Annotated in this window: 22 protein-coding genes; 15 read left to right on the forward strand and 7 right to left on the reverse strand. The window is 69.6% G+C overall.

Annotated elements, in window-relative coordinates:
* Positions 1-105: 105 nt before the first annotated feature.
* Entirely contained in the window at positions 106-2,550 is a 2,445-nt protein-coding gene (locus tag Van01_RS07945; RefSeq protein ID WP_204002877.1) for an EAL domain-containing protein, read from the forward strand.
* On the opposite strand, the gene Van01_RS07950 is transcribed toward Van01_RS07945, so the two are convergent.
* A complete protein-coding gene (locus Van01_RS07950) occupies positions 2,547-3,518 on the reverse strand; it encodes a DUF6545 domain-containing protein (RefSeq protein ID WP_204002890.1) in 972 nt (323 codons plus the stop codon). The genes Van01_RS07945 and Van01_RS07950 overlap by 4 nt on opposite strands.
* 160 nt (positions 3,519-3,678) lie before the next feature.
* On the opposite strand from Van01_RS07950, the gene Van01_RS07955 reads away from it, so the two are divergent.
* The 5 genes from Van01_RS07955 (at position 3,679) to Van01_RS07975 (ending at position 9,801) form a co-directional block, all read left to right on the forward strand.
* Entirely contained in the window at positions 3,679-4,509 is an 831-nt protein-coding gene (locus Van01_RS07955; RefSeq protein WP_204002892.1) for an SAM-dependent methyltransferase, read from the forward strand.
* 1,317 nt (positions 4,510-5,826) lie between these two features.
* A complete protein-coding gene (locus Van01_RS07960; RefSeq protein WP_204002895.1) occupies positions 5,827-6,549 on the forward strand; it encodes a tryptophan 2,3-dioxygenase family protein in 723 nt (240 codons plus the stop codon).
* Positions 6,546-7,706 (forward strand): aminotransferase class V-fold PLP-dependent enzyme, encoded by a 1,161-nt coding sequence (locus Van01_RS07965; protein ID WP_239098925.1) that lies wholly within the window; start codon positions 6,546-6,548, stop codon positions 7,704-7,706. The genes Van01_RS07960 and Van01_RS07965 overlap by 4 nt, the downstream gene beginning before the upstream one ends.
* A complete protein-coding gene (locus Van01_RS07970) occupies positions 7,703-8,944 on the forward strand; it encodes a tryptophan 2,3-dioxygenase family protein (RefSeq protein ID WP_204002898.1) in 1,242 nt (413 codons plus the stop codon). Before Van01_RS07965 ends, Van01_RS07970 begins: the two co-directional genes overlap by 4 nt.
* A 245-nt stretch (positions 8,945-9,189) precedes the next feature.
* Positions 9,190-9,801 carry a hypothetical protein gene (locus tag Van01_RS07975; protein WP_204002901.1) on the forward strand — a complete coding sequence of 204 codons (612 nt, stop codon included), beginning with the start codon at positions 9,190-9,192 and terminating at the stop codon, positions 9,799-9,801.
* A gap of 371 nt (positions 9,802-10,172) precedes the next feature.
* Here the strand turns inward: Van01_RS07975 and Van01_RS07980 are convergent, their stop codons facing one another.
* The gene (locus Van01_RS07980; RefSeq protein ID WP_204002904.1) at positions 10,173-11,663 is read right to left on the reverse strand and encodes an SEC-C domain-containing protein; all 1,491 of its coding nucleotides are present in this window, start codon (positions 11,661-11,663) and stop codon (positions 10,173-10,175) included.
* A gap of 171 nt (positions 11,664-11,834) precedes the next feature.
* Here Van01_RS07980 and Van01_RS07985 point away from each other — a divergent pair, with 171 nt between their 5' ends.
* A complete protein-coding gene (locus Van01_RS07985; protein ID WP_204002907.1) occupies positions 11,835-12,335 on the forward strand; it encodes a hypothetical protein in 501 nt (166 codons plus the stop codon).
* A 49-nt stretch (positions 12,336-12,384) separates the two neighbouring features.
* Here the strand turns inward: Van01_RS07985 and Van01_RS07990 are convergent, their stop codons facing one another.
* The 4 genes from Van01_RS07990 to Van01_RS08005 all read right to left on the reverse strand — a co-directional run bounded on the left by Van01_RS07990 (position 12,385) and on the right by Van01_RS08005 (position 16,173).
* Positions 12,385-13,587 (reverse strand): MFS transporter, encoded by a 1,203-nt coding sequence (locus Van01_RS07990; RefSeq protein ID WP_239098926.1) that lies wholly within the window; start codon positions 13,585-13,587, stop codon positions 12,385-12,387.
* Between the two features lie 98 nt (positions 13,588-13,685).
* Positions 13,686-14,996, reverse strand: a complete 1,311-nt coding sequence (locus tag Van01_RS07995; RefSeq protein WP_204002912.1) for an APC family permease — start codon at positions 14,994-14,996, stop codon at positions 13,686-13,688.
* A complete protein-coding gene (locus tag Van01_RS08000) occupies positions 14,993-15,421 on the reverse strand; it encodes a MarR family transcriptional regulator (protein WP_239098928.1) in 429 nt (142 codons plus the stop codon). Before Van01_RS08000 ends, Van01_RS07995 begins: the two co-directional genes overlap by 4 nt.
* A gap of 437 nt (positions 15,422-15,858) precedes the next feature.
* A complete protein-coding gene (locus Van01_RS08005) occupies positions 15,859-16,173 on the reverse strand; it encodes a hypothetical protein (RefSeq protein ID WP_239098929.1) in 315 nt (104 codons plus the stop codon).
* A 521-nt stretch (positions 16,174-16,694) separates the two neighbouring features.
* Between Van01_RS08005 and Van01_RS08010 the strand changes: the two genes are divergently transcribed.
* Positions 16,695-17,135 (forward strand): hypothetical protein, encoded by a 441-nt coding sequence (locus Van01_RS08010; protein ID WP_239098930.1) that lies wholly within the window; start codon positions 16,695-16,697, stop codon positions 17,133-17,135.
* Positions 17,136-17,233: 98 nt separating this feature from the next.
* On the opposite strand, the gene Van01_RS08015 is transcribed toward Van01_RS08010, so the two are convergent.
* Positions 17,234-17,683, reverse strand: coding sequence for an A24 family peptidase (locus Van01_RS08015; protein WP_239098931.1), 450 nt, complete (start codon positions 17,681-17,683; stop codon positions 17,234-17,236).
* Between the two features lie 592 nt (positions 17,684-18,275).
* On the opposite strand from Van01_RS08015, the gene Van01_RS32895 reads away from it, so the two are divergent.
* Genes Van01_RS32895 through Van01_RS08050 form a run of 7 tightly spaced genes read left to right on the forward strand, consistent with a single transcriptional unit; the run spans position 18,276 to position 24,131 of the window.
* Complete coding sequence (locus Van01_RS32895; protein WP_239098932.1) at positions 18,276-18,860, forward strand: hypothetical protein; 585 nt, start codon at positions 18,276-18,278, stop codon at positions 18,858-18,860.
* On the forward strand, positions 18,854-19,708 hold the full coding sequence (locus Van01_RS08025; protein WP_204002920.1) for a hypothetical protein: 855 nt from the start codon (positions 18,854-18,856) through the stop codon (positions 19,706-19,708). Before Van01_RS32895 ends, Van01_RS08025 begins: the two co-directional genes overlap by 7 nt.
* Before the next feature lie 47 nt (positions 19,709-19,755).
* Positions 19,756-20,361, forward strand: coding sequence for an SAF domain-containing protein (locus Van01_RS08030; protein WP_204003200.1), 606 nt, complete (start codon positions 19,756-19,758; stop codon positions 20,359-20,361).
* 20 nt (positions 20,362-20,381) lie between these two features.
* On the forward strand, positions 20,382-21,116 hold the full coding sequence (locus Van01_RS08035; protein WP_204003202.1) for a CpaE/TadZ family protein: 735 nt from the start codon (positions 20,382-20,384) through the stop codon (positions 21,114-21,116).
* A complete protein-coding gene (locus Van01_RS08040) occupies positions 21,113-22,423 on the forward strand; it encodes a TadA family conjugal transfer-associated ATPase (RefSeq protein WP_204002922.1) in 1,311 nt (436 codons plus the stop codon). Before Van01_RS08035 ends, Van01_RS08040 begins: the two co-directional genes overlap by 4 nt.
* 2 nt (positions 22,424-22,425) lie before the next feature.
* Complete coding sequence (locus Van01_RS08045; protein WP_204002933.1) at positions 22,426-23,265, forward strand: type II secretion system F family protein; 840 nt, start codon at positions 22,426-22,428, stop codon at positions 23,263-23,265.
* Positions 23,262-24,131: a type II secretion system F family protein gene (locus Van01_RS08050; RefSeq protein ID WP_204002943.1), complete on the forward strand. Its 870-nt coding sequence runs from the start codon at positions 23,262-23,264 to the stop codon at positions 24,129-24,131. The genes Van01_RS08045 and Van01_RS08050 overlap by 4 nt, the downstream gene beginning before the upstream one ends.
* The last annotated feature ends 34 nt before the right edge of the window (positions 24,132-24,165 follow it).

Below are 24,165 nucleotides of genomic sequence, written 5' to 3' on the forward strand. Positions count from 1 at the left end.
AAGTTGCCATGCGTAATGGTGTCGAGTGGGACTGAACTTGGGGTAAGCACGCTGCTACTGTGGATGACGCTTCGAGTGAGGCAGACGACCACAGGGGACTAATCGATGCCGTTCGGGCGTGACAGGTCGCCGCTGGCTCTCCTCACCGCATTGGGGGTGGTAACGGCAGCGGCCTGTCTTGTGTGGGCTGTGCTGCACCTGGGATCGCCCGCGCCTGAGCAGTGGGTGTACCTGTGGATGGGTGTCGCGCTCATGGCCATGGGCGCGACGCTCTCGGTGTCGTTGCAGCCCCGCCTGTCGATGCGGGTCACGCTGACGCCGACGGCCTGTCTGGTGTGCGCCTCGGTTTTGCCGGCGCCATGGGTCATCGTGTGTGCGGCTGCCGGCGTCGGTATTGCGCGGCTGGTGAGGCGTCCGCGATCTGCCTGGTTGCACAAGTTCGCGCACAACACGAGCATGGACATCGTCGCCGCAGCCCTGGCTGCGGGCGTAATGTTCACCGCCGGCGTGCGTCCCGAGATCGGCCAGCCCCCGCTGGCCGCTCCGTCTCTCCCCAGCCACGTGCTCGCTTTCCTGGTTGCGGCGGTCGTGGTGGTGCTGTTCGAGGAACTGGTCACCACAGCTGCGGTGACGCTGTCGACCAAGCGGCCATTCTTGGTCGTGCTACGCGGGCTGTGGCTGACGCGTCTGTGCGTCGCGCTCGCCGAGATCAGCGTGGCGGGTGTGGTGACGACCGTAGCTGGGCTGGAAAAACGAGTCCTCGTAGCGCTGCCGTTCGCGATGCTCGTGGTGTATCTCCTGCTCAAGTATCGACTGAAGCTCGTCGAGGAACGGCGGGTTTGGGAACGTCTGGCCGCGTTGAGCGATGCTCTGACGTCGCGTGATCTGGACGTGGTGCTGCAGACCGCCGCCGGGGGTGTCGTCGGCCTGCTCGGCGTGAGCGCGGCAGATATCGAGATCTCGAGAAGCCAGCGGCTAGTGCGGGCGAGCCAGACGGGCGGTGTCGCCCGGGTGGTGTACGACGGGTCCACCGTTGACGCTCCTGCGTTGGACCATTCGCGGCACGCGGTGTCGTTCGGGTTCGGCACCGACGCGGACGGAGTCCAGGGCGTCCTCAGGCTCTACCTCCGCGGACCCCGAGACTCGCTGTCCGCACGCGAGGGCTCGACCGCTCGGGCCTTCGCTGCGACGTTGTCGTCCAGCCTGGACCTCGCACACGCCTACGGCCTGCTCGCCCTAGAGGCACGTCACCACGAGTCGGCCGCGCGCCACGACACAGAGACCGGCCTGTTGAACCGCGTCGGGTTGCTTCATCACCTCGGTGAGGGGTTCGGCGATCCGTGCCATGCCGTGGTGATTCGGCTCGACACCTACGCCCTCCTCGCCGATGCGGTCGGCAGAGACCACGCGTTGAGCGTGCTGAGGACCATTGCTGGTCGGCTGCGGAAGGCGTCTGGAGACACAAGCTCTGTCGCTCGGGTCGGCGATGTGACCTTTGCTCTGGTCATGGCAGGTGTCGCGGCAGATGTCGCCTACCAGCGGGCATGCTGGGCGGTCGCGGCACTGCGCCGCGAGATTTGCCTTGATGGGCGCCGTTTAGTGGTACGTGCGACTGCGGGCATGGCATCGGGGCCGCCTAACGCCGCGGTGATCGATGCCGCCGAGCGGGTGCTGTGGAGAGCCAGCCAGCGTGGTGATGATCGCCTGGTGTCGTATCAGGTGGGTGCCGTGCGCGAGTGGTCGCTAGACCGGGAGTTGAGCAGCTCGCGGATGTCGATCGCGTTCGAGCCGATCGTCGACTTGGCGAGCGGCAGGATCACCATGATGCAGTCTGTACCACGCTGGCTGTACTCGCGGCACGAGATGCTGACGGCCGACGACTACGTCTACCAGCTCATCGACAAGGGATATGGCGGTCTGGAGCCTCTGGCAAGAACCGTGGTGACGCGGTCGCTAACAGCAGCGACGCTCTGGCGTGACGTTCTGCCAGACACGCCGATGGTGGTGCCGATTCCGGCGGCTGCCCTCACGCGGTCGTTCGTGGAGGCCATACGTTTCGAGCTTGCGGAACACACCGCATCCTCAGGCCGGTCACTCGTGTTGGCGCTCAGCGCCCCACCAGACCCGAGCGCGCGGGAGGCAGCGGAGTGGATCGCGCAGTTCGGAGTGCGCCTGCTACTCGATAAGTTCGGCAGTGGCGTGGGTCTGGAGTCGCTGAACGCCGCCGATTGGAGCTTCCTGCGGCTGCATCCCGCATACGCCCTCGATGCGGGTTGGCAGCCGGCACGGTCGGTCATCCGCGCGGCGGTGGACCTCGCCACCGACCTCGATCTCGCGGTCATCGCGCCTGGAATCCGAACTGAGAAGGAGCGACACACGCTTGTCGGGTTCGGTTGCACAATGGGCAGTGGGCCGCTTCTGGGCGGCGAGATGTTTCCCAGCCAGGTGCGGCATCATGCACAGCTGTGGCAGCCCAAGTCCGTCGGCGGCGGGGCACAAGTCGTTCGGCTACACCGAGCTCGCCGCTCCTCTTCGCGTCACGGACCCTAAAGGATGTCGATGCGCTCGTGCTGGTGCGCGTATTCAGCTCCGGCGGCATTTGGGGCGTTTACCACCGGCACCCAGCGGGCTATCTCCGCCGTGACCAGCGGGGAGTCGTGCAGAGCATGAGACAGGCGGGCGAGGCGGCGGGCCTCGGACGGCACGTCGCACGAGCTGTGTTGCATGGTCGGCAGGCACGTGCCGCCGGAACCTGGGGGCAGTGAGGCGCGACGGTGGCGCAGCGCGACGGCGATGGTGGCGGCCTCTGCGATGGCCGCGACCGGTTCGGGATCGAGTCGGTGGCGTCGGGCTCGTCTGGTCGCGCTGTCGTGGACTTGTGAGCTGTACCAGGGACGAAGGATCCGTAGAGCCTCGTGTATCTCGATGACGGTGCGGTGACGCTGTCGCCGGCCGCGGATTTCCACCGGCACCGGTCGAGTAGTGCTGGTGCTGATGATCGCGGCCCCGGAAGTCCCGTCCTGCAGAGTGATCCACAGGTTGAGTAGGTGCCAGTCGGCGCGACGGTCGGCGAACCAGGCTGACCTAACCCGCGTCGGATTCTCAGGCGTTGCAGCTCCACGGTCTGCGACGCGTGCTGTCGATTCGGCCGCCCGTGTCAGCCGTTGGTACAGCAGGTCGGCCACCATCTCGGCCTCGGCCTCGATGGCTTGGTCGACGTCGTCGTGCAACGCGTCGCCGTCGTGATCGAGGATGAGGTGCGCGACCTCGTGCAGGACGGTTTGGGTCCGGGTGAGTGCAGGCAGCCCGGCATCGACGATGACAGTGTCCTCGTCTGGTCGTCGAACCAGTAGTCCCGTTGGTAGGTCCGGTCCCAGGGACAGGTCGTGAACCCGCAGGCGGCGGCCCCGCGCCTGGCCGATTTCTTCGCACCAGGCATCAACGTTGTAAGGCGTCGTCGGCTGCGGCACGTTGGCCTGCCTCAACCGTCGTGACAGGCGCGCCCGAGCAAAGATCATCAAACCTCCTGACGCTACAGCAGGTACCGGTTCGAAGATCCGAGTGTAGCCGTGAGGCACTTTCGGGATACTCTGTGAAGTCCTGAATGGACCGGAACGGCCTATACATGGGCACTCACGGCTCGAGGGCGAGTGCATCCGCGACGACGGAGGGACGGCAGTGACCGACCAGCAGACGATAGGAAGCTTCGACGGCGGTAAGGCCACTGTCGCACGAATTTATGACTACCTCCTCGGCGGCCACCAGAACTTCGAAGCCGACCGCACGGCCGCGGAACAGATCTTGCGGGCCGTTCCTGAGTCGGCAAACATGGCCCGCTCCAACCGGCTGTTCATGCGGCGCGCGGTCCGCGCCGTGACCGAGTTCGGCATTCGGCAGTTCCTCGACCTCGGCAGCGGCATCCCCACTCAGGGCAACGTGCACGAAGTAGCGCAGGCCATCGATCCTGCTATCCGGGTGCTCTACGTCGACATCGACCCGGTCGCGGTCGTCGCCTCCAACCAGATTCTCGCCGGTAACCCCGCCTGCCGCGCGATCGAGGCCGACTTCACCCGCCCTGAACTGATCCTCGACGCGCTCGCCGATGGCGACCTTGCCACCGTGATCGACCTCACCCTGCCGACCGCGCTGCTGTACTGCTCCGTGCTACAGACCGTTCCCCAGGACCGGATCGACGCTGTCGTCGCACCGATCCGCGACCGGCTCGTCGCCGGAAGCGCCCTGGTCATCTCTCACGTCAGCGCCGCCTTGACCGAGAGGTACAACGCGTCAACGGTTTCCGCCGGAAAGGACGTGTTCCGGCGGCAGGCCGACACCGAGGTCACCCTACGCACCGACGCAGAACTCGCCGCCCTGTTCGGCGACTTCACCATGATCGAGCCCGGGTTGGTGCCGCTCGACCAATGGAGGCCCGCGCCCAGCGACCCTGACCCGTACGCCGACAAGGCCATCCCGTCGCCGATGCGAGGAGCAGTAGCGATCCGCTACTGAAGGCCACGCCTTGCTGAAAGGACTCCTCCGGCGACACGCCGGCCGCCGGGCTCATCGGTCCAGCGCCTTGATGGCCTGGCCCGATGAGTCACCTCTGGCTTCCAGAAGCCAACGCGACACGTAGTATCGACCGGCATTCCCCCGAGCCGGGTGCCGCGAATTCTAGGCCATCGACGCCGAACTCGAATGGCGCGACCGACCCTACGCTGTGGCCAGGATGTCGCTCCCGCTTGCTGACTGGGCAGCGCTACCAGGGCGTCAGCAGCGCCCGCTGTTGTTATGTCTGCCACTTCTGACGGCCATCTCGCCCTGCTCTCGCCCGCTCCGTTGACCGCTGGCGCGTTGACTCCGGGGCCTCGCGCGGCACCCAGCCCCAGGGCCGTGATGCTAAGACAAGGTGCACTGGCAGGGCCGCGTCCTTGCGGACCTGTGAACCGTGCCGTATCGCGTCTACGGAGATGCTGCCAGGGCTGGCAATAACTATGGACGCGGTGCCGGCGGGCGTGATGAATTGACTTCATTGGCGCCGTCGCCAGTAACCACGGATTCGGGGTATTCAGGACAACCCCAATCGCTGAGCAAACAGTCAACCTCACGCAAGGGTTTCACAATGCGTTTCGGATCGGCTTCGCCCTTTCTAACTCGCTTGCTAGCTATAGGCCCGCGAACTTGGGTAGCGGTCCTGTTGGCATGCCTTCAGCCTCAGGGGCTCCTGGCAACGGCATGCGCCCGGTCCCCCCACGGGTCCCCCGCAATTGCCGACCCAACGTCATCCGCCAAGGCACGCCCACCGCCGGTCTACGACTCTTCCCGACCGGCCACAACCACAAGTCAGCCGGCCAGCGCGTTGTCCACGCGACTCGACATGCGTGCGATCGCAGGCCTGTTCAAGCGGGTCGACCCACCGCTCACGGTGGACATGTGCTCACCGGTTGGCACATCCACCAGACCGGGCTGCACGTTCATTGCTGGGCACATGTCCGAGGGTGTGATGGTGACGATGCACGCCGACGTGGGCGCGCTCGGCAGGGAAGCGTTGTCGCATAAGGGCCTGCGGCAGGTGCAGGAATCGACCGCCTCGCATACTGAAATACCTGACCTCGGCACAGCCGCCTGCTCCTACACGACGAATCAGCCTCGGCGTGGTGGCCCGCGATGCGACCTTATACCTGACCGTGAGCGCTGCCGCTCTGCGAGGCGGTGCCGACCCACCCGCCCGGCTGGCCACCGCGCTGCAAGCCGTCACGTGGTCCGCGCTCGACGGCCTGCGCAGCTAATCGGAGCCACATCCCACCATCCCGCTAGTGGAGACTCCCTATGCCTCTGTCATCGATGCCTGCCGTACTGCCAGGAGTGGGTAATACCGACTACGCCCGCTACATGCGGACCGACGAGTTACTGTCCCTGCAAAAGAGCCCGTGCGAATGGGCACATCCCGACGAGTTGCTGTTCCAAATCACACACCAGAGCACCGAGCTGTGGCTCAAGCTCACCCGCTCCCTCCTGACGCGGGCACTTACACACCTCGGTGTCGGACAGCCTGGCGCGGCGGAGTTGCAGCTTCGCCGCGCCTCGGAAGCCATGCGGCTGATCACCGACGACCTGCAGATTCTCCGGTCGCTGCCGCCGGCGCACTTCGCTCTCATTCGCCCCGCGCTGGGCAGCGGTAGTGGTTTTGAGTCCCCTGGCTGGCGGCTGCTGCGCTCGGCCACCACGGAACTGGACATCGCGTTCAGCCGGCTGCTGGCCTCGCACCGGCTCAGCCCCGCCGACGTCTACCAGCGCCCACCGGCGGATCCGCTGTACCGCCTTGCCGAGGCGCTGGTGGAATTCGATGAGCGCATCGCCCTGTGGCGCACCGAGCACTACAGCGTCGCCACCCGCGTCATCGGCCAAGGCGTGCTCGGCACCCGACGCACCCCGATCGACAGCCTGCCCACGCTGATAGCCCATCGCCGCTTCCCCACGCTCTGGGAGGCACGCACCGCGCTGACCGCTGCATCCACGTCGCATGAGTGCAACCGGAGCGTGCAGCCATGACAGCGGTGGCACCGCCACATCCCACCTCGCTGCGGCAGCGGCTGAGCGCAGCCCCGATCGGCGCGCACCTGGCGGCATGCAGCATCGCACCGCGCACCAGCGAGGTCGACCGTGCGCTGGCCCGAATGCTTGACGACCTGGCCCGACCCGGTTTCTGGCAGGCCTGCGAGCAGCAGATCGACCGCGCACGCGAACTGTTCGCGCGGCTCGTCGGCGCTGACATCGACCAGATCGCGATCCTGCCCAATGCCAGCGTCGCCGCCTATCAGGTAGCGACCTCACGGCATTGGCAGCGGCGCCGAGAGATCCTGACCACCTACGCCGAGTTTCCCGGCATAGCCCATGTCTGGATGGCCCACAAGGGATTGCGGGTGCGCTGGTGCGGCAGTCCGTCAGGGGCGGTGCACCCCGACGACTACCTCTCACAGATCACCGACCGCACCGCCCTGGTGTCCGTTCCCGCGGTCACCTACCGCGACTCCGTACGCCTCGACGTGCGACGGATCACCGACGCCGCGCACGCCGCCGGTGCCGCCGTGATCGTCGACGCCTACCAGGCCGCCGGCGTGATGCCCCTGGACGTCGACGCGATGCGGTGCGACTACCTGGTAGCGGGCACTGGCAAGTATCTGCTCGGGTTGCCCGGCATCGCCTTCCTGTATGTCCGGCAGCCTGGCGGTACGCCGCCGACGCTCACCGGGTGGTTCGGCCGCACCGCCCCACACGCGCTTCAAGCCACCGTCCTTGACTCGCCGCCGCACGCACGCAGATTCGAGACAGGCACCCCCGCCGCGGCGGCCGTCTACGCCGCAGTCGCTGGCCTGTCATTGGTCGGTGGGTTCGACCTACGGCAGGTCCGCAGCCACACGCAGCGGCTGATCGCCGTGACCACACGTCGGTTGACTGACCAGGGCGAGATGGTGCGGGTAGCGAGCAACCTCGACGCACAGGGCGCCCACCTCGCGCTCGTCGAACCGCACGCTGAGGCGATGTCCGCCTGGCTCGGACACCGGAGAGTCGTCACGGCCCCACGCAACGGCGTTCTGCGCCTGGCGATGCACGCCTACACCACCGACGAGGACATCGACGCCGCATGCGAAGCGATAGCCGCATACCGGCACCAAACCCGCCACCCACAACCGAGATCCTCGCGATGAGAACCGAACCGCTCCAGCAGTGGCTCAACGGCCAACTCAGTGCCCGCTCGTTCCCTTATGAACCGACCATGGACGCCTTCCAACACCATGGAAAGCACGCCATGCCCCAACAGTGGCTGACGCTGCTGAGCGCGGCGCGTGACCGCCTTGGCAAGGTGTCGGGGCCAAAAGACCACCTCGCCGCATTCCTGTTCACCGCGCTCGACAAGGCCGACAACCGGTTCGACTACCGCAGCTACCTGGCCCTGCCGCTGCTGCCCATCCCCGACCCCGACACCAGTAGCTACCGGACCGATCGGCTGATGACCCGCCGCGACCACTACCACATCCTGCTCCTGTCCGACCTGATCGCCTTCGAACTAGACGCCCTGGACGGCAACCGCACGACGCTGCCCCAGCTGCGCCCCATCGCGCCTGTCGTGCGCAAGCGCCTACGACACGCGGCGCGCGCCAGCGTTCCCGCGTTGCGCCGGCTCAGCAACGACACTGACCTTAGCGACGACCCCATATCGGCGGCCCGGCTCCTCATCGCGAAGGCCGACGTCGGCCGTTCCAGCACCGACCGGCTGATGCTGCGAACCAGCATGCTGCCGGTCTCAACCGCGCACGACGAGTGGCTGTTCGTGCGAGTCCTCCAGACCTTCGAGCTCACCCTCGGGCAGCTCGCCGTCGACCTCACCGCCGCCTGCAGCGCGGTGAGCGACAACCGACTACCCGCGGCCGGCGCCCGCCTCTGCGCTGCCGCTGCGCTCCTGCGAGAGACCGCCCCACTGTGGTCCCTGCTGGCTACCATGCAACCGGAGGCATTCCACACCTTCCGCGTCCACACCGATGGGGCAAGCGCCATCCAGTCCCGCCCGTACAAGCTCGTCGAGTCCCTGTGCGGCACACCCGATCGGCGGCGTCTGCACTCGGTCGCCTACCAATCGGTTCCCGATGTGCAGGACCGCATCCGACAGGGCCAAATCACCATCGACGACGCCCTGGACGCGATCCACGCCAACCATTCCACCGTCGCGCAGACGCCGGCCCTGGCCGACGGGCTGCAACAGTTCGCTGCCGCCTTGCTGCAGTGGCGTCGGACCCACTACCGCCTCGCGGTACGGATGCTGGGCACCGAACAACACGGTACCGGTGCCACCCCCGGCACCCCCTACCTCCTGCGGAACCGCGACACCAAGGTATTCCGGCACTGCAGCCTCACCGGCAGCAGCCACCAACGCCGACAACCGGCGTAGACACCCACAACCAGGCGTGGAATGCCGCACCTCAGCAAAGCTTCGGCCTGCGGCCAGCCCACGCCGAGCATCCGCTGTGAGCTGACGAAGCGTTCCTCGCACTCGCGTCGGTCGCGGCTGTCCGAGCCCACACCAATGGGCCCGATGGCGCCGGCCGGCGGACCTGGTCAGACCGTCAAGGCAACCGATGAACAGGCCTGACGCACCAACCTGCCGATTGATCATCTCCGACCGAGGAGGCATCCGTGTCGACCACCCCATCCGGAACGTTCCCGCCCTCCGGCCCATACCGAGCCGAAGGCCCCGCCGCACCGCCTGACCCGTACCAGGGCTCGGACCTGACTGCGTCTCCGGTCTCGCACCAGATTCCGGACGCGCACCAGGTGCCGGGCCCGGCGGCACCTCCCGGCCCGCCAGCCAGCGGGCCGACGTCACCGGGCCGGCCCGTCGCGGTCACGCTCGCCGTCTTCCTGATGGTGCCGGCGGTCCTCACGTGGCTGATCGGCGGGATCGCCTTCTTCCGCGCATTACTCAACGCTGAGGGCGACGGGCTGGGCAAAGTCCTGGTGGTGGGCATCGGAGCGGGCGTCCTCGCTATCGCGCTGCTGGTGGTGTTGCTCGCGGGCATGGGGATCCTGATGGCCTGGACCGGTGACAACGCCTCCGGACTGGCCGTGCCCGCCGGATTCACCTTCGGACTCTTCGTCGTCGTCATCGTCACGCTGCTAGCGCAGGGCAAACTCAGCTACCAGCCGACGATGATCACGCCGCTGGTCGTGGGTGGGCTCGCGGGTGTCTCGCTGGTGCTTGTCAAGAGCCCACCGGCCCGCGCCTGGTTCGCCAGCCGCAGAGACTGACGGCCGCCACGGCGACCGCCGGGACACTGCGCATCATCAGCCGAGACGTTGGCATCCAGCCAGACCGACCGTCCATCGCCCGCGGTAGCCCGATCCGCAGGGCTGTAAGGTGAGGCACCAATCCGTCTACGCCATGACCATCGCATCCCGAGCATGATCATCCACATGGATCATGCTCGGACACCGGGGTCAAACACGGATCACCAAGTCCGTCCGTGCCAGAGCCAGATCTGATTGGCCGTTGACACCGGTGGGTCAATGTCGCGGCACCCGCCTGGTTTGAGGATCATTCCGTGGTCGTAATTCCAGCCACCTCATCCTGTCGCCTTGAGGGACAGGATGAGGTGATCGTTGAGTCGCCGGGGCCCGGTTCAGCGGCGGCTGGCCAGGTAGAACAGGTAGGCGGCGTTGCGGCGGCGGTTGGCGCGGGTCGCGAAGTAGGGGGTGAGAGCCGTTGCGGCACCAAGAGCGCCGGCTGTGATGGCTGCGGGGCCGCCAGCGGCACCGAGGGCAATTGTGGCGATGCCTCCGATGGCTGGGGCGATCGCGTTCCAGCGTCGTTCGGTGCGGATGGTGCGTTCGAGTTGCCGGCCGGCGTGGGCGAGGTCTTGTCCGAGGCCGGTGAGGGCGTCGGCGCGGGTGCCGAGGTCGCGGGCACCCCGCATGGCGCTGCGGACTTTGTGGCGGAGGTCTTCGACAGCTTCCTCTTCGGCGGCGGCGCGGGCGAGGGTGGCCGGGTCGGCGGCGGGCAGGATTGGGATGTCGGCCCAGACCGCAGCGTGGGCGGGCTGGTCGGGCAGAGTGCCTTTGCGGGCGAGTAGCCGGGCTTGGAACGGTGACGTGGTGAGGTAGCCGGCGGTGAAGACCTCGCCGGTGACGAGGCGTTCGTTGGCGCGGCGAAGGTACGCGCCGACGGCCTTGTCGAGATTCTGCTCCCGCCAGGGCCCGTAGTCGTGGGTGGGGTCGTACGTGCCGAAGAGGCGGGACGTCAGGATCGTTTCGCCGTCGGGGCCGGTCTGAACCTGGATGTGGCGGGAGTACATCCACATGTGGGGCCAGCGTTCGTGATCGTCGAGCGCGGTGATGAACATGGCTTCGCGCGCGGTCGGTCCTTCGACGAGCAACTGGGTGCGAACCCAGTTGGTGAGATCACGGCGCCGCAGGTCACGCTCGGTGAGGTTGTTGACGGCGGTGGCCTGGGCGGCGACGCCAAGCGCCTTGGGCACGGGTACGACCAGTCCGGCCTCGATCAGGGGCCGGAGTTGCCGCTGTTCGCTGATGGCTTCGCGGACGGTGTCGTCGTCGCGGCCGGAGACGAGGGCGGCGAAGACACGGTCGGGGACGCAGACGTGGTCGGCGAACAGGAGAGTCTGGCCGACGAGGCGACCCGGGTCGACTTCGTCGTTCCACAGCACAGTCGGGCGGGGTTCGGGCAGGTGGGAGAGAGCGGTGAGGGCGTCCATCACGGCAACGGCGATCCCGGCGACGCTCTCGGCAAGAGCGTCGCGGTCGCGTTCGGTGTGGTCGTAAAGGTCGAAGCGATGCTTGCCGAGGACGCTGAGCGGCAGTGTCGTCGCTGGTGTCGGCGCAGCAAGTAGCGCCTGGATGTCGGGTGGCACTTCGACAGGCCGTGCCTCGGGCCGTCCGGTCGGCATGGTGAACGGGACACCGTCCGGCACGTGCATACCGCTACGGGCGACGCGCTGGGTCGGAGACAGCCAGATCCAGCTCTCGTCGTCCTCCTGGCCGATCGGCTCGCCAGGCACCGAGCCGGCGCGGAGTCCACCGTGGCAGTCTTTGTACTTCTTGCTCGTGCCGCACCAGCAGCGGTCGTTGCGGCCGAACTTCGCCAACGGGTTCATCACTGTCCAGTGTCGCAGCCTCCGGCAAGCCGCGAGAACGGAAGTGACCAGTGCAGCATGTGGGTAGGTAGACCGAAGCCTGCCAACCGCAGGACCCCACGCTGAGCCCTAGATCGTTCGAATCCGAAATGTTGATCCGAACAACCACACCTCGACCTTCCGGAGACGCTGATGAGCAGCAATGTCACGGCCCTGGTGGTCGCTGTCGTAGGCGTTGCAGGAACACTCGCCTCAGCTGTGATCATCCAGTTCCTGGCAATGCGTTCAAGGTCGCGCGAGATCGAGATCCAGGACAACCAACGGCGCGAAGAGCGCGAGCAAGCCCTGCGGGGCGCTCAGCGCGCTGAGGTCAAGACCGCAATCGCCGGCTATCTGGAAGCTGCCCAGCACCTCCAGAGCCAGCTCTACGCGAGAGAGCACGGCCGGGACTTCGAGGACGTAGCGCTGATGGTGGAGCAAATCTGGCTCGCCCACGCGCAAGTGGACATCCTGTGCTCCGAATGCCTGCGCCTACCGCTCCTGCAGCACGCGCAGGCCCTAAACGAAGTAGCCCGCCACGAAGAACGCCATGAGGACTGGTGGAACTACATCCTGCCCTATAAGAGGGCCCTGATGGATGCCATCCGTGACGAGCTGAGATGGCCCGACAGGGCCACGTCGACCGGATCTTAAGAGTATGCCCCAGGTGCAGGGACAACCGCACGGATCGAGTGGTGGTGCGTCAGCGCAGCCGGGAAGCCGCCAGGGCGCCAAGGACCGGCAGCACCGCAGCTGCGGTAGGCCACTGAGCGGCGCTGATGGCGGCGCCGAGGGCTCCGCCGAGGAAGGTGGCGAGGAGGAGCAGGCCGAGGACGCCGCCCCGGTTGTGCGGGGCAGCGCGACTGGTGACGTAGGCGGTGAGCAGCGTCTGCGTAACGGCCGCCGCGGTGAACGCCGCGGTGCTGGTCGCCGCGAGCACCCAGGGCCGTTGGTTGGTCGCGGCGCAGCCGAGCCCGGCGGCCAGCATCATGCTCACGACGGCGAGCACGCGCCCAGGCGGCACGCGGCGGGCCGTTCGAACAGCGGAGCGGGCCACCAGCACGCCGATGACGGCGCCTGGTAGCAGAAGCACACCGATGTCCGTCGTGCTGTATCCCTGCGCGGCCAACACGTGGGGTACGGCGTAGAGGACGGCGAAGAGGCCGCCGTAGACGCCGCCTGCGGTGGCGGCGGCATACCAGAACCAGGCGGCGGACAGCGTCCCGGACGGCAGGAACCCGTGGGGGCGCCTGTGGGCGCGCAGCGCCAGGGTAGCGGTGATGGTCGCTGTGGCGGCGGCGGTCACGGCGGTCGCGGCGCTTGGCTGCGCGGCGGACTGCGCGAGCAGCAGTAGCCCTGTGGCGGCGGCCGTCACGAGGCCGACACCGACCCCGTCCACCGACCTGCGGTGATGGGGTAGGCGTGTGGTCAGCGGAAAGCATGCAGGAACGGCGAGGATCGACAGTACTGGCAGGGTCAGCGCTACCTGCCAGGACCGGTGCGTCGCGATCGCCCCGGCGAGTGGGGCGGTGGCGGAGAACCCGGCGAGGCAGGCGCCGAACGCGGCAAGGGCGGTGGGGCGGCGGGCGGCGGGGAGCCCGGCCGTTGCGGTGAGCGCGACGGCCATCGTCGCTCCGGAGCCGATCGCCAGTAGGATCCGTCCGCAGACCACGACGGCCAGGGTGGACGCGCTGGCGCATGTCACGGTGCCTGCGGCCAGCAGCGCCGCGGCGGTGAGCAGGACTGGGCGGGTGCCCCACAGGTCTGTCAGGCGTCCGCCTGTCACCGCCCCGATCCCGACTCCGACGGCGTAGGCGGTGAGGATCCAGACCAGCGCTGGCCCGCTGTTGGCGAGGTGGTCGGCGGTAGCGGGCAGGGCGACGGCGGCGGCGCTGACGCCATACACCGCTGGCCCGTACAGGGCGCCCCACCGCCATCCCGCGCCGCGACTGCCGAGGGCGGTGTCGCCAGCGCCTGGGCTCGTCCACGAAGAGGTGTGTGTGCTCATCGCAGGACCGCCGTCGTCGCGGTGGCATCCGGATGCCTGCTGCTGTGGTCGTTCCCGTCCGGAAGGGAAGGTGGGACAGGTGGGCGGGTGTGGTGTCGATGTATGAGGACGGCGAGCACGATGGCCGCCGGCGCGAGCAGGAACAGTCCGGACAGGGCGGCGACCGTGGCGACGGCGAGTGCGGCCACGCCGGCGTTGAGCCGCTGGCGGCGGGTGGGGAGCAGACGCACCGCTGCGGTGAGACCGAGGAGGGTGACGCAGGCGAGCAACGCGGCGAACGTCCGCATCAGTGCCTCAACGGTGATCACGTGTGGTGCCTTGGCGGCGGCTGCTGTGACCAGCGCCGCGGCGGCGGCCTGCGCCGCGACGCTGCGGCGAGGCTCGCCGCGGTGGGTGACCGCGAGGCGTGCGGGCAGGATGCCGTGGTGTGCCAGGCTGAGTCCGGCGCGGGCTCCGGCGGCGACGAAGGTGACGCTGGCCGCGACGGTGAACAGGACCGCGGCCATCGCGACCACTGCGGCTATCCACGGCCGTTCCGCCGGGGCGAGCAGACGCATCAGCGGCACCGTCGTGGTGCCGGCTTCGTCGCCGAGGACGCCGACGGTGCACCACGCGAGGCCCGTGTAGAGCACGACGATGACCGTGAGGCTTGCCATGGCCGCCCGACGTATCTGCCGCGGGTCGGTGAACTCCGCGGACAGGTTGGCGGTGGCCTCCCAGCCGCAGATCGCCACGAACAGCACCGCGACGGCGCTGCCGATCCCCGCGATGCCGTAGGGCGCGAACGGGGTCATCCGATCGAGATCCACGCGTGGTCCCGCCGCCACCATCACCGCGATGAGCATCCCGATCAGCACACCGGTCAGCAGCAGCTGCATTCGGGCGGACAGGTGCAGCCCCACCAGGTTCGCCGAGTACACCACGGCCAGCAGAACCACGGTGATCACCAGGGCTGTGCGCGCGGGGGCGTTCAGCGCGGCGGTGGTGTAGCGGGCACCGGCGGTGGCACCCGCGACCACCCCTACCGGCACGGCGGCCAAGAGCCAGCATCCGACCACGTCCGCAGTGCGGTCACCGAACGCTCGCCGGGTGAACGCGGCCACGCCGCCGGAGTCGGGGTAGCAGGTGCCGAGGGCTGCGAACGAGATCGCGATCTGCGCGGACACGAGCAACAGCGCCGCCCACGCCAGCAGCGACGCCGGGCCGGCAGCTCGCACCGCCATCGCCGGCAGGACCAGCACGCCGGGCCCTAGGACAGCGCCGACACACAGAGCGGTCCCACGGGCCGTGCCGATCCCGGCGCTCACCGTGCCCGCCCCTTGCCGGCCGGGCCGGCTCCGGGTCGGATCTGATCGGCCAGCGCCCCGAGCGCCGCGGCGAGGCTGCCTTCGGATGGCATCGCCGCGTTGCGGACAAGCTCGGCCCGCCGCGCGCCGACCTGACGTCGCAGCATGCCCGCCAGCGAAGACCCTGCCCGCGTTGGCCGTACCACCACCCGTCGCAGGTCATGCTCATACTGCTCGCGACGTACGAGACCGCGGTCGGCGAGCAGGGCGAGCGCGTTGGTCACCGTCGCTCGGGCGACGCCGGCCTCTGCGGCGATGGCCGGTGGCTCGGCCGCCTCGCGGGCGCACACAATCACCAGCACGTCGTAGGTGGTCCAGGTCAGCTCTGCCTCGCGCAATACTGTGCGCTCCAGGTCCGCGCGCACCGTGTTGGCGGTGCGGCACAAACACGCCAGGATGTCGGGCTCTGGGGGGAGGGAGGTGTGCCCCCCGATCGGTAGTCGGTAGATCCCGGCCGGTCGGCGGGACGTGCCGCTCCCCGCGGTTTCCCGGGCTGGCGGGGCCGACGGGTGATCTGGGTGTCGCTTCGCCACACCTGCCTCGTGTGGCGATCGGTCGGTGACGGCGGCGCCGGTGTCGGGCCGCACGGGTGGGGACGTTCCGAGACGCATGTCTGCCCCGATCATGCTGGAGTTGTGGGCGTGGTCTGACCTCGGTGTCGTCGGGCGAAGAACTGGGCCGGTGAGGGCGCGATCAGGACACGGTTGGTCGCCGGACCTTGGCCCGAGGTCCGGATGCGCGTGCGATGATTCGGCTTGCGTGAGCGAGCGTCCGGCCGGGTTCCCGAGATGCTGTGCAGGTGGGAGCGCCGGCAGGGGTTGCCTCAGCTCCGTTGTGGGTCGCGCGTCGGCGGGGACGTCACGCTCAGTGCGGCGTTGACGCGCTGAGCCAGCAGCCGCAACTGGTGATGGAGGGCCACCAGCGCCGCGCGCCGCGAGGCGCTCGGTTGGCGGGCCGCCGCGTCGACGAGGACGTCGATGTCGCCTCGCAGAGACCGCAGGCCACGGCTGGCCGCTGTCAGCGGCAGCTCGAATCCGCTGGTCTTCACGCTGCGGCGACGCGTCGTGACGCGGGCTGCTGGTGACCGTCGGCGCCGGGTCGAGACGACACTGCGCGTCCCGCCGGTTCGGTGTTGCATGATCACGGCCTCATCTCCTCGGCCTCACGCTGTCGGACGTCTCGCCGTTCACCAGCCCAGTCAAGGCGCAACGGCGAGGCATCAGGACATCGAGCGGGTCACTTCAGGGAGACGGGGGCCGGCGGCGGGGCTTCACCCCTTCCCGCCGGCCCCCGCCGCCCGCCGCCTCGCCCTCACGGGGGCGAGGGTCGCGGCGGCGAGCTGGACATCACGGCCACCTGGTGAACGCCCTCGCCTGTCATGAGGCGGCCGGCTGCACGGCAGTGGAACCAGGCCGGGCTGCCGCGGCGGTATGGCGGTCCGGTGACGGATGCCCGAGCAACGACAGTCCCCCTCTGACGCCGTCGCCCACCGATCAGGGATGCACATCGCGCGCAGATCCCCGATCCGCTACGCTGCAACGAACCACAGTTCGAAACTCTGAAACCGCAGTTGTTGAAGCGACGTCGAGAGCTAAGCACGGAATCCCGCAGAGTGTCAACTGTAGTATGTGAATAGCGAAGTGCAGTTTGGAGGAGATGGTGAGCGAGACACCCGCCGACCAGGCTGAGGACACCACCTCCACGCTGATCCAGTCACGGCTGCGCCGTCTCTTCGACGCCCAGGATGAGGACCGGCCGCCGTACACCGAGGCCGAGGTCGCCCGCGAACTCACCGCACGCGGTCACCCGATCACCGACGCCGGCATCCGCAACCTCCTGCGCGCCCCCCGGATCAACCCCAAGGCCAGCACCCTGCGTGCCCTCGCCAGCTTCTTCCAGGTACCCGTCGGCTACCTCCTGGGCGAAGACGAACCCGATCTGGCCAGTCGCGAGGCACGGGTGCTCGCGCGATCCTTCGAGCGACTCACTCCGAGATCCCGCCGCAACCTCGCCCGCGTCATCAACAACTTCCTGGAACTTGAGGAGGCTGCGAAGGCCGCGCGGGACAGCGGCTCCGACACCACGCAGCCCGGCGCATAGCGGCCGACAATCCCGCACGCCCGACTCCTCGGATCCGGCCGGCCTCGGCCGCGCCGGGCCACGGCAGGGGTGACGCGACGCCAGGCCAAGCCAGCGGATCAGGGCCCGAGCGTCACCGCGAGGAGCGCACCGACCAGCAGATAGGGACCGAAAGCGAGGTCGGGCCGGCGCGGCGACGCAAGCCGGACCACCGCCTCGGGAACGGCCAGCACGTAGGGCAGCACAGCGCCCCACATCACGGCGGTCCAGCCGAGCGCGCCCAGCGAGGCACCGAGCACCGCCGCCATCCGCACATCACCCATGCCCACCGCGCCGCCACCCACCAGCGCGAGCAGCAGATGGCCGCCGCCCAGCACGCCGGAAGCCAGCAGCGCCGTCGCCAGGGTGCACCACTGGCCAGTCACGCCAGCGTGCCCCACCAGGCACACCCCGACCGCCATCGCCGCCGCCGCCAAGATGGGCGAGGGAAGCCGCCGCGTCGCGACATCGACAGCGGCAAGCAACAGTCCGACGTACAGCACGGCCAGCCACGCCGCGACCAGCAACACCCCACCGTTTCGGTCGTGCACGCGCCAGGCAACGACTATCGACCCGGCGGCCAACCCGACAGCACTGCCACACACCGTGAGTGGCCGCCACGGACCCCGAATGGCAGGGCACGATCCGACGACGCGCATCCCCTCCACGGTGCGGGCCCACACCCACGGCAGCACCACTCCCGCCAGCGCCCCAAGCAGGGCAACGCTCCAGAACCTGTCCACCGCGCTCCTTCCCACCCTCGCAGGGCATGCCCCTCCACGGGTGCGCGCTGGCGCACACCCTGTGGGGCGCGACATCGACCACGAACCACGCCGACATGAACCGCAGTTCGGGAGAGTCGAACTGTAGTTGACGGGCTACGCGATTGTGTGCTTTGCTCGGAACCGTTCACCGCCGAACTGCGGTTCAGATCAGGTAAACCGCAGTTTGTTCGAGTGGTGGGTGCGGTGCCCTACCAGGGCCCGCTCGGACCCAGTCGCGACGAGACATGCCGGTCGCGGCAGACAGGCGCCCGCCGGAAGCCGTCGCGGCGGGTCAGGTACTCGACGTCCAGGACCGCGAGACCGGTCGTCTCGCCGTCACAGGGAGACACGATCACGCATGACGAGACACATCATCAGCGGAATCCAGCCTGTCCGGCCGTGCCGCCGGCTCGTCGGGCTGCTCATCGGCCTGAGCCTGGCGCCGTCCCTCGGAGCCTGTGGCCCCGGCACGTCCGGCGATGACTCTCCCGCCAGTCGGCCACCGACGCCTCCCGCCTCGGTCCCGGCGCCCAGCGCGCCCGCCGAGGACGCGGCGTTGCTGGCCTACCAGGGAATGTGGCGGGCGTACGCCAAAGCCGGCCTGACCGCGGACCCGCAGGAGCCCGAGCTGGCGCGCTACGCCACTGGCAGAGCCTTGTCGACGCTACGGTCCGGGCTGACAAGGCTGCGTGAGGACGGAAACGTCATCAAGGGCGAGTACCAGTCCGAACCGCAGGTCATCGCGACGACCCCGGCGACCCCGCCCGGCGCGGTGACGGTGCAGGACTGCCTGGACAGCACGCAGTTCCTCACCTACACCCGATCCGGTGCCCTGGCTGACGACATCCCGGGTGGTCGTCGGGCGGTCCGGGCGACAGTCATCCGCGACGGCGACGGCTGGAAGGTGTCCAGCTTCGGGGTGCAGGCGGTGGGGACATGCTGAGGCGTCCGCTCCTGGGCGGCCTCCTGGCCTGCGTAGTGGCCGTCACCGGGATGGCGTCGTCGGCCCGGGCCGACGACGCCATCGGCCATGTCGACTGTGCGCAGAGCCCGGCGGCCCCGGAATGCGAGGTCACCGCAGCAATCCCCGGCGATCCCGGTGGTACCGGGTCGGGTAACGGCGACGCAGGCTCGGGCGACAGCGGCGGAGACGAGGAGAGCGACTGCTCCTGGCTGCTGGTGAACAGTGATCGCCCGCCGCCTGCGGGAAAAGGGCCCGAGGGCGGCTGGTACGCCCGCACATGCCTGAGCGACGGCGTCGGAACGCAGGCCACGCCAGTGTGGCTGGACCAAGCTCCCGGGGTAGACCTGAGCGGCCTGGCGCAGATCGCGCGGTCGCGTCTGAGCCTGACCGCCCCGCGGATCCGCACGAACCCCGACACCGAGCCGTTCGTGCTGGTGCGGGTGCCGGTGTGGCTCTGGGTGGACCCGGTGACGTGGCAGGCCCATTCGGCGACGGCGTCGGTGCCCGGGGTGACGGTGACCGTGCAGGCCACACCCACCCGGGTGCGCTGGTCCCTCGGCGACGGCACCAAGGATCTGACCTGCCGGGGACCGGGACAGCCGTGGACGCCGGACACGGACCCGCTGGCCGCGTCGCCCTGCGGCCACACCTACACCCGTTCCTCCGCCACGGCACCGAACAACGCGTTCCGGCTACGGGCAACGGTCACCTGGTCGGTGACCTGGTCCGGACCCGGCGCCGGCGGCGTCCTCGATCCGCTGACGACGACCGCCACCATCCGGATGCGGGTCGGACAGTCGCAGACCGTCGTGGAGCGGACGCGGTGAGCGTGACGACACGAGCAGCGGGGAGCACCGCGAATCCGAGCGTGCCGATGGAAGCGCCGCGGCCGGTCGGGCGGCGCAGTGGCCAGCGCGTGGCCGCCGGAGCGTTGCTCGTGCTGGCGACGGTCGTGACGTTCTGGCAGGTCGATCTACGCCGGCACCAGGATCAGCAGTTCCTGGCGGTGGCGCGGCCGGTGCCCGCCGGCGCGGTGATCAGCGACGTCGACCTGCGGGTGGTGCGGGTGGCGAACCCGTCGGGCCTGGCCCTGGTCGAGGCGGACCGCCGCGACGAGGTGGTCGGGCGTACGGCGGCCGTGCCCCTGTCCATCGGCGGTTTGGTGGTGTCCACGCAGGTCGGTCCACCGGCGTGGCCGCCGGCCGGGCAGGCGCTGATCGCCGTCCAGGTCGGCGCCGGACGCGCCCCGGCCGGCATCAGCGCCGGAACAACGGTCGTGATTCTCGTGACCGCCGCACAGCCGGACACCTCCCCGGATCACGACACGCGCGTACGGGCGGTCGGCACGGTCGTGTCGGTTGCGGGCACGGATCAGGTGGGCGGTCAGGTCGTGACGCTGCTGCTGGCCGCGCAGGACGGGGAAGCGGTCGCGTCGGCGACAGGTGATGTGGCGCTGGTGCAGATCGGCGCGGGCCAGTGAGGGACGGGGAGGTGCGGACGGTGCTGGTGGTGGTCGCGTCGGTGTCAGGGGCAGCCGGAGTGTCGACGGTGGCATTGGGGTTGGCCGCCTTGTGGCCGAGCCGCAAAGGGCTGCTGGTGGAGGCCGACCCGTGTGGCGGTGTGGTCGCCGCGCGGTTCGGGCTACCGCAGGAGCCGGGACTGACAGGGTTCGCGGCGGCAGCCCGCCACGGCCTGCCGGAGGGCGGGTCGGCGCGGTTCGTGCAGGTACTGCCGGTGGGTGTGCACGCCGTGGTAGGACCCGGCGCCGCCGAAACCGCCGCGCAGGCGGTATCGGTGCTCGCCGGTCGCCCGGAGACGGTCGCCGCGTTGGCGCCGGTCGTGGTCGTCGACGCGGGCCGCCTCTACCCGGGCAGCCCGGCGCACGGCCTGCTGGGCGCCGCGGACGCGCTGGTCGTGGTCACAGCCGGCGACACCGAGCACCTCGACCACGTCGAGAACCGGCTTACCGGACTGCGCGCGAGCACGCGCAGCGGCGGCGTTGGCCTGGCCGTCTGCGGCAAGACCCCCTTCGCGCCGCAGGACATCAGCGCGCGGTGCAGGGCGCCCGTGTGGGCCCACCTGCCCCGCGACCGGTGGGGGGCGGCCGGGTTGAGCGGGCGGATGACAGGGCCGGCGTGGCCGCGTACCCGGCTCGCGCAGGCGCTGCGGTCGCTGGCCGGCATCCTTGCGGTGCCGCCGCAGCTGGGCCGCCCGAGGCTGGAGGTTCTGCGATGACCGCGCCCGCATCCACTGACGATCACGGCGTGGTCGCACCGGAGCTGGTGGCGCGGCTGCGCACCCGGGTCAGCGGTCGACTCGCCGGACACACTCCCACGGCGTCCGACCCGCCGCGGGAGGCGATGATCGCCCGCTACATCGCCGAGGAACTGGTGGTGTACGCCCGCGAGACCATCGCCGCGGGCCGCAGTCCCCTGAGCCCCACCGCCGAGGCCGCCCTGGCGCGGGCGCTACACGACGCGTTCACCGGCTTGGGCGGCCTGCAGCGGTGGCTCAACGACCCGCAGGTCGAGGACATTTTCGTCAACGGCTGCGACAACGTCTTCGTGCGGTTCACGGGCGGCCGGGTGGACCGGGTGGCCCCGGTGGCGGCCTCGGACGAGGACCTGATCGAGCTGGTGCGGGTCGCTGCCGCGCGCAGCGGTCAGGAGGAGCGGCGCTTCGACCGCGGGTCTCCTGGTCTGTCGCTGCGGTTGCCCGACGGGCAGCGACTCTTCGCGACGATGGCCGTGTCCAAGAGGCCCAGCGTGTCGATCCGCCGCAACGCGCTGCACCGGGTTACCCTCGACGACCTCGTGCGCCGTGGTGAACTCACCCGCGGGCTGCGGGGCTTGATCAGCGCCATGGTGCGGGCCCGCAAGAACCTGGTGATCTGTGGTGGCACCGGCGCGGGCAAGACCACCTTGCTGCGGGCTGCCGCCGGGGCGATCGGCGCCCACGAACGGATCGTGACCGTCGAGGATGCCTTCGAACTCGGCCTCGACGAAAACACTGATGCCCACCCGAACACGACCGCGCTGCAGCAGCGCGAGCCCAACCTGGAGGGCGTCGGCGGCATCGACATGACGACCATGGTCAAGTGGGGGCTGCGCATGCGTCCCGACCGGGTCATCGTCGGCGAGTCCCGTGGCGCCGAGGCGGTGCCGATGCTGCTGGCGATGAGCCAGGGCAACGACGGCAGCATGTGCACCCTGCACGCCAGCTCGTCGAAGCAGGCGCTGACCCGCCTCGCCATGTACGTCATGCAGGCACCGGAGAACCTCACCTTCGATGCGGCGAACGTGCTCATCGGTCAGGCCGTCGACTTCGTGTTGCACCTCGACGTCGCCACCGACGGCACCCGGGTGCTGTCCTCGATCCGCCAGATTCTGGAGTCCGACGGCACGCAGGTGCCCTCCAACGAGATCTACCGCCCCGGCCCCGATCGGCGGGCGGTGCCGGCCGCTCCCCTGCGCGCCGACACCCTCGACGAGCTCACCGCCGCCGGCCTGGACGTCGACCTGCTCAGCCGCGACAGGTGGTGAGCATGAACCTGTCACCGATCCTGCTCGGGCTCGGCTGCGCCAGCGGCCTCGTCCTCGTCGCCGACGGCCTGCGCCGCCGCCCACCCGCAACCCCCTCCCGCCGGCACGTGAGGTGGACGCCCGCCAGCCGCACGCGGCTGATCGTCGCCGCCGGCAGTGGGCTGGCCGCCGCGGTACTGACCCGCTGGCCCGTCGCCGCGCTGCTCGGCGCCGCCGCCGTGTGGGCGCTGCCCCGCATCCTCGGTTCCGACCGCGAGCACGCCCACGCGCTCGCGCGCATCGAAGCCGTCGCGTCCTGGGCCGAGCTGCTACGCGACACGCTGTCCTCCGCCGCTGGGCTGGAGCAGGCCATCACCGCCACCGCCCCGGTCACTCCGACGCCGATCCGCGCACAGGTCACCGCGGTGGCGCAGGCCGTGCGCGACGGAGCGCGACTGCCCGAGGCGCTACACGCCCTCGCCGCCGACCTGGCCGACCCCGTCGCCGACCTGGTGGTCCGCGCGCTGACCCAGGCCGCCGGCTACCACGGAGGACAGCTGTCACACTCCCTGACCAGCCTCGCCGCCACCGCCCGCGAACTCGCGGCGCTCCGGATGCGCATCGCCACCAAACGGGCCGCGACCCGCACCGCTGCCAGAGTCATCACCGGCACCTCCGTCGCCATGGTCGCCGGGCTGATCCTGCTCAACCGCGGATTCCTCGCCCCGTACGCCACGATCACCGGGCAGATGGTGCTGCTGCTGATCGGCGGCGTCTTCGCGGGCGGGTTCGCCTGGCTGGCGCACGCCTCACGCATCCCTGCGCCGCCCCGCACCCTCATCAACCCGGGACGGCCGTCATGAGCCTCGTGCTCACCTGCGGGCTGCTCGCCGGTCTCGGCCTGCTCCTGGCCGCCACCGGCCTGCTGCCCGCCCACCCCAGCCTCACCCAGGCCCTCGACACATTACGCCGATCCCCCGCACCCGCACCGACACCGACGCCGACCCACACCCGGCTGCTGTCCGCGCCGCTGCGCGCGCTCGGCCTGCCCCGGCAACGCATCCGCGCCGACCTCGCGGTGCTCCAACGGCCCGCCGCGCTGCACCTGGCCGACCAGATGCTGGCCGTCCTCGCCGGAATGATCCTGCCGCCGGTCGCGATCGCTGTCGTCGCCACCGGCGGGTTCACCGTCGCCACAGGCACCCCCGTCTGGGCGAGCGCGGCAGGCGCGGTCGGCGGATGGTGGCTGGCCGAGTCCACCATCCGCGCCGAGGCACAACGACGCCGCGACGAGCTGCGCTACGCCCTGTCGGCGGTGCTCGACCTCGTCGTCATCTCCCTCGCCGGCGGCGCCGGCCTCGAACAAGCCCTCGACGACGCCTGCGCCGACGCGCACGGCTGGGCCGCGCAGCGGCTACGCCACGCCGTGGACACCGCACGACTCCTGCGAGTACCGCCTTGGCAGGCCCTCGACCAGCTCGGCGCGGAAACCGGCGTGCCCGAACTCGCCGAACTCGCCGCGACGATGAGCCTCGCCGGCACCGAGGGGGCCCGCATCCGCGACTCCCTCTCCGTGCGCGCCGCGACCTTGCGCGCGCACCAGGCAGCCGCCCTCGAAGCGAAAGCGAACGCTGCCACTGAGCGGATGTCGATGCCGGTCATGCTCCTGGCCGCCGCCTACCTGCTGTTCCTTCTCTACCCGGCGGTCACCGCCGTCAACGCTTTCTGACCACATCCGGACGGGTTCAGCAATTCCAAAGGCG

This window comes from Micromonospora andamanensis (genome assembly GCF_016863495.1).
Lineage (GTDB): Bacteria > Actinomycetota > Actinomycetes > Mycobacteriales > Micromonosporaceae > Micromonospora > Micromonospora andamanensis.

Excerpts from the sequence above, each read along its gene's own strand:
- Van01_RS07945 (WP_204002877.1), top strand. The coding sequence starts at position 106 with ATGCCGTTCGGGCGTGACAGGTCGCCGCTGGCTCTCCTCACCGCATTG.
- Van01_RS07950 (WP_204002890.1), bottom strand. The coding sequence starts at position 3,518 with ATGATCTTTGCTCGGGCGCGCCTGTCACGACGGTTGAGGCAGGCCAAC.
- Van01_RS07960 (WP_204002895.1), top strand. The coding sequence starts at position 5,827 with ATGCCTCTGTCATCGATGCCTGCCGTACTGCCAGGAGTGGGTAATACC.
- Van01_RS07965 (WP_239098925.1), top strand. The coding sequence starts at position 6,546 with ATGACAGCGGTGGCACCGCCACATCCCACCTCGCTGCGGCAGCGGCTG.
- Van01_RS07970 (WP_204002898.1), top strand. The coding sequence starts at position 7,703 with ATGAGAACCGAACCGCTCCAGCAGTGGCTCAACGGCCAACTCAGTGCC.
- Van01_RS07980 (WP_204002904.1), bottom strand. The coding sequence starts at position 11,663 with ATGAACCCGTTGGCGAAGTTCGGCCGCAACGACCGCTGCTGGTGCGGC.
- Van01_RS07985 (WP_204002907.1), top strand. The coding sequence starts at position 11,835 with ATGAGCAGCAATGTCACGGCCCTGGTGGTCGCTGTCGTAGGCGTTGCA.
- Van01_RS08005 (WP_239098929.1), bottom strand. The coding sequence starts at position 16,173 with ATGCAACACCGAACCGGCGGGACGCGCAGTGTCGTCTCGACCCGGCGC.
- Van01_RS32895 (WP_239098932.1), top strand. The coding sequence starts at position 18,276 with ATGACGAGACACATCATCAGCGGAATCCAGCCTGTCCGGCCGTGCCGC.
- Van01_RS08025 (WP_204002920.1), top strand. The coding sequence starts at position 18,854 with ATGCTGAGGCGTCCGCTCCTGGGCGGCCTCCTGGCCTGCGTAGTGGCC.
- Van01_RS08030 (WP_204003200.1), top strand. The coding sequence starts at position 19,756 with ATGGAAGCGCCGCGGCCGGTCGGGCGGCGCAGTGGCCAGCGCGTGGCC.
- Van01_RS08040 (WP_204002922.1), top strand. The coding sequence starts at position 21,113 with ATGACCGCGCCCGCATCCACTGACGATCACGGCGTGGTCGCACCGGAG.
- Van01_RS08045 (WP_204002933.1), top strand. The coding sequence starts at position 22,426 with ATGAACCTGTCACCGATCCTGCTCGGGCTCGGCTGCGCCAGCGGCCTC.
- Van01_RS08050 (WP_204002943.1), top strand. The coding sequence starts at position 23,262 with ATGAGCCTCGTGCTCACCTGCGGGCTGCTCGCCGGTCTCGGCCTGCTC.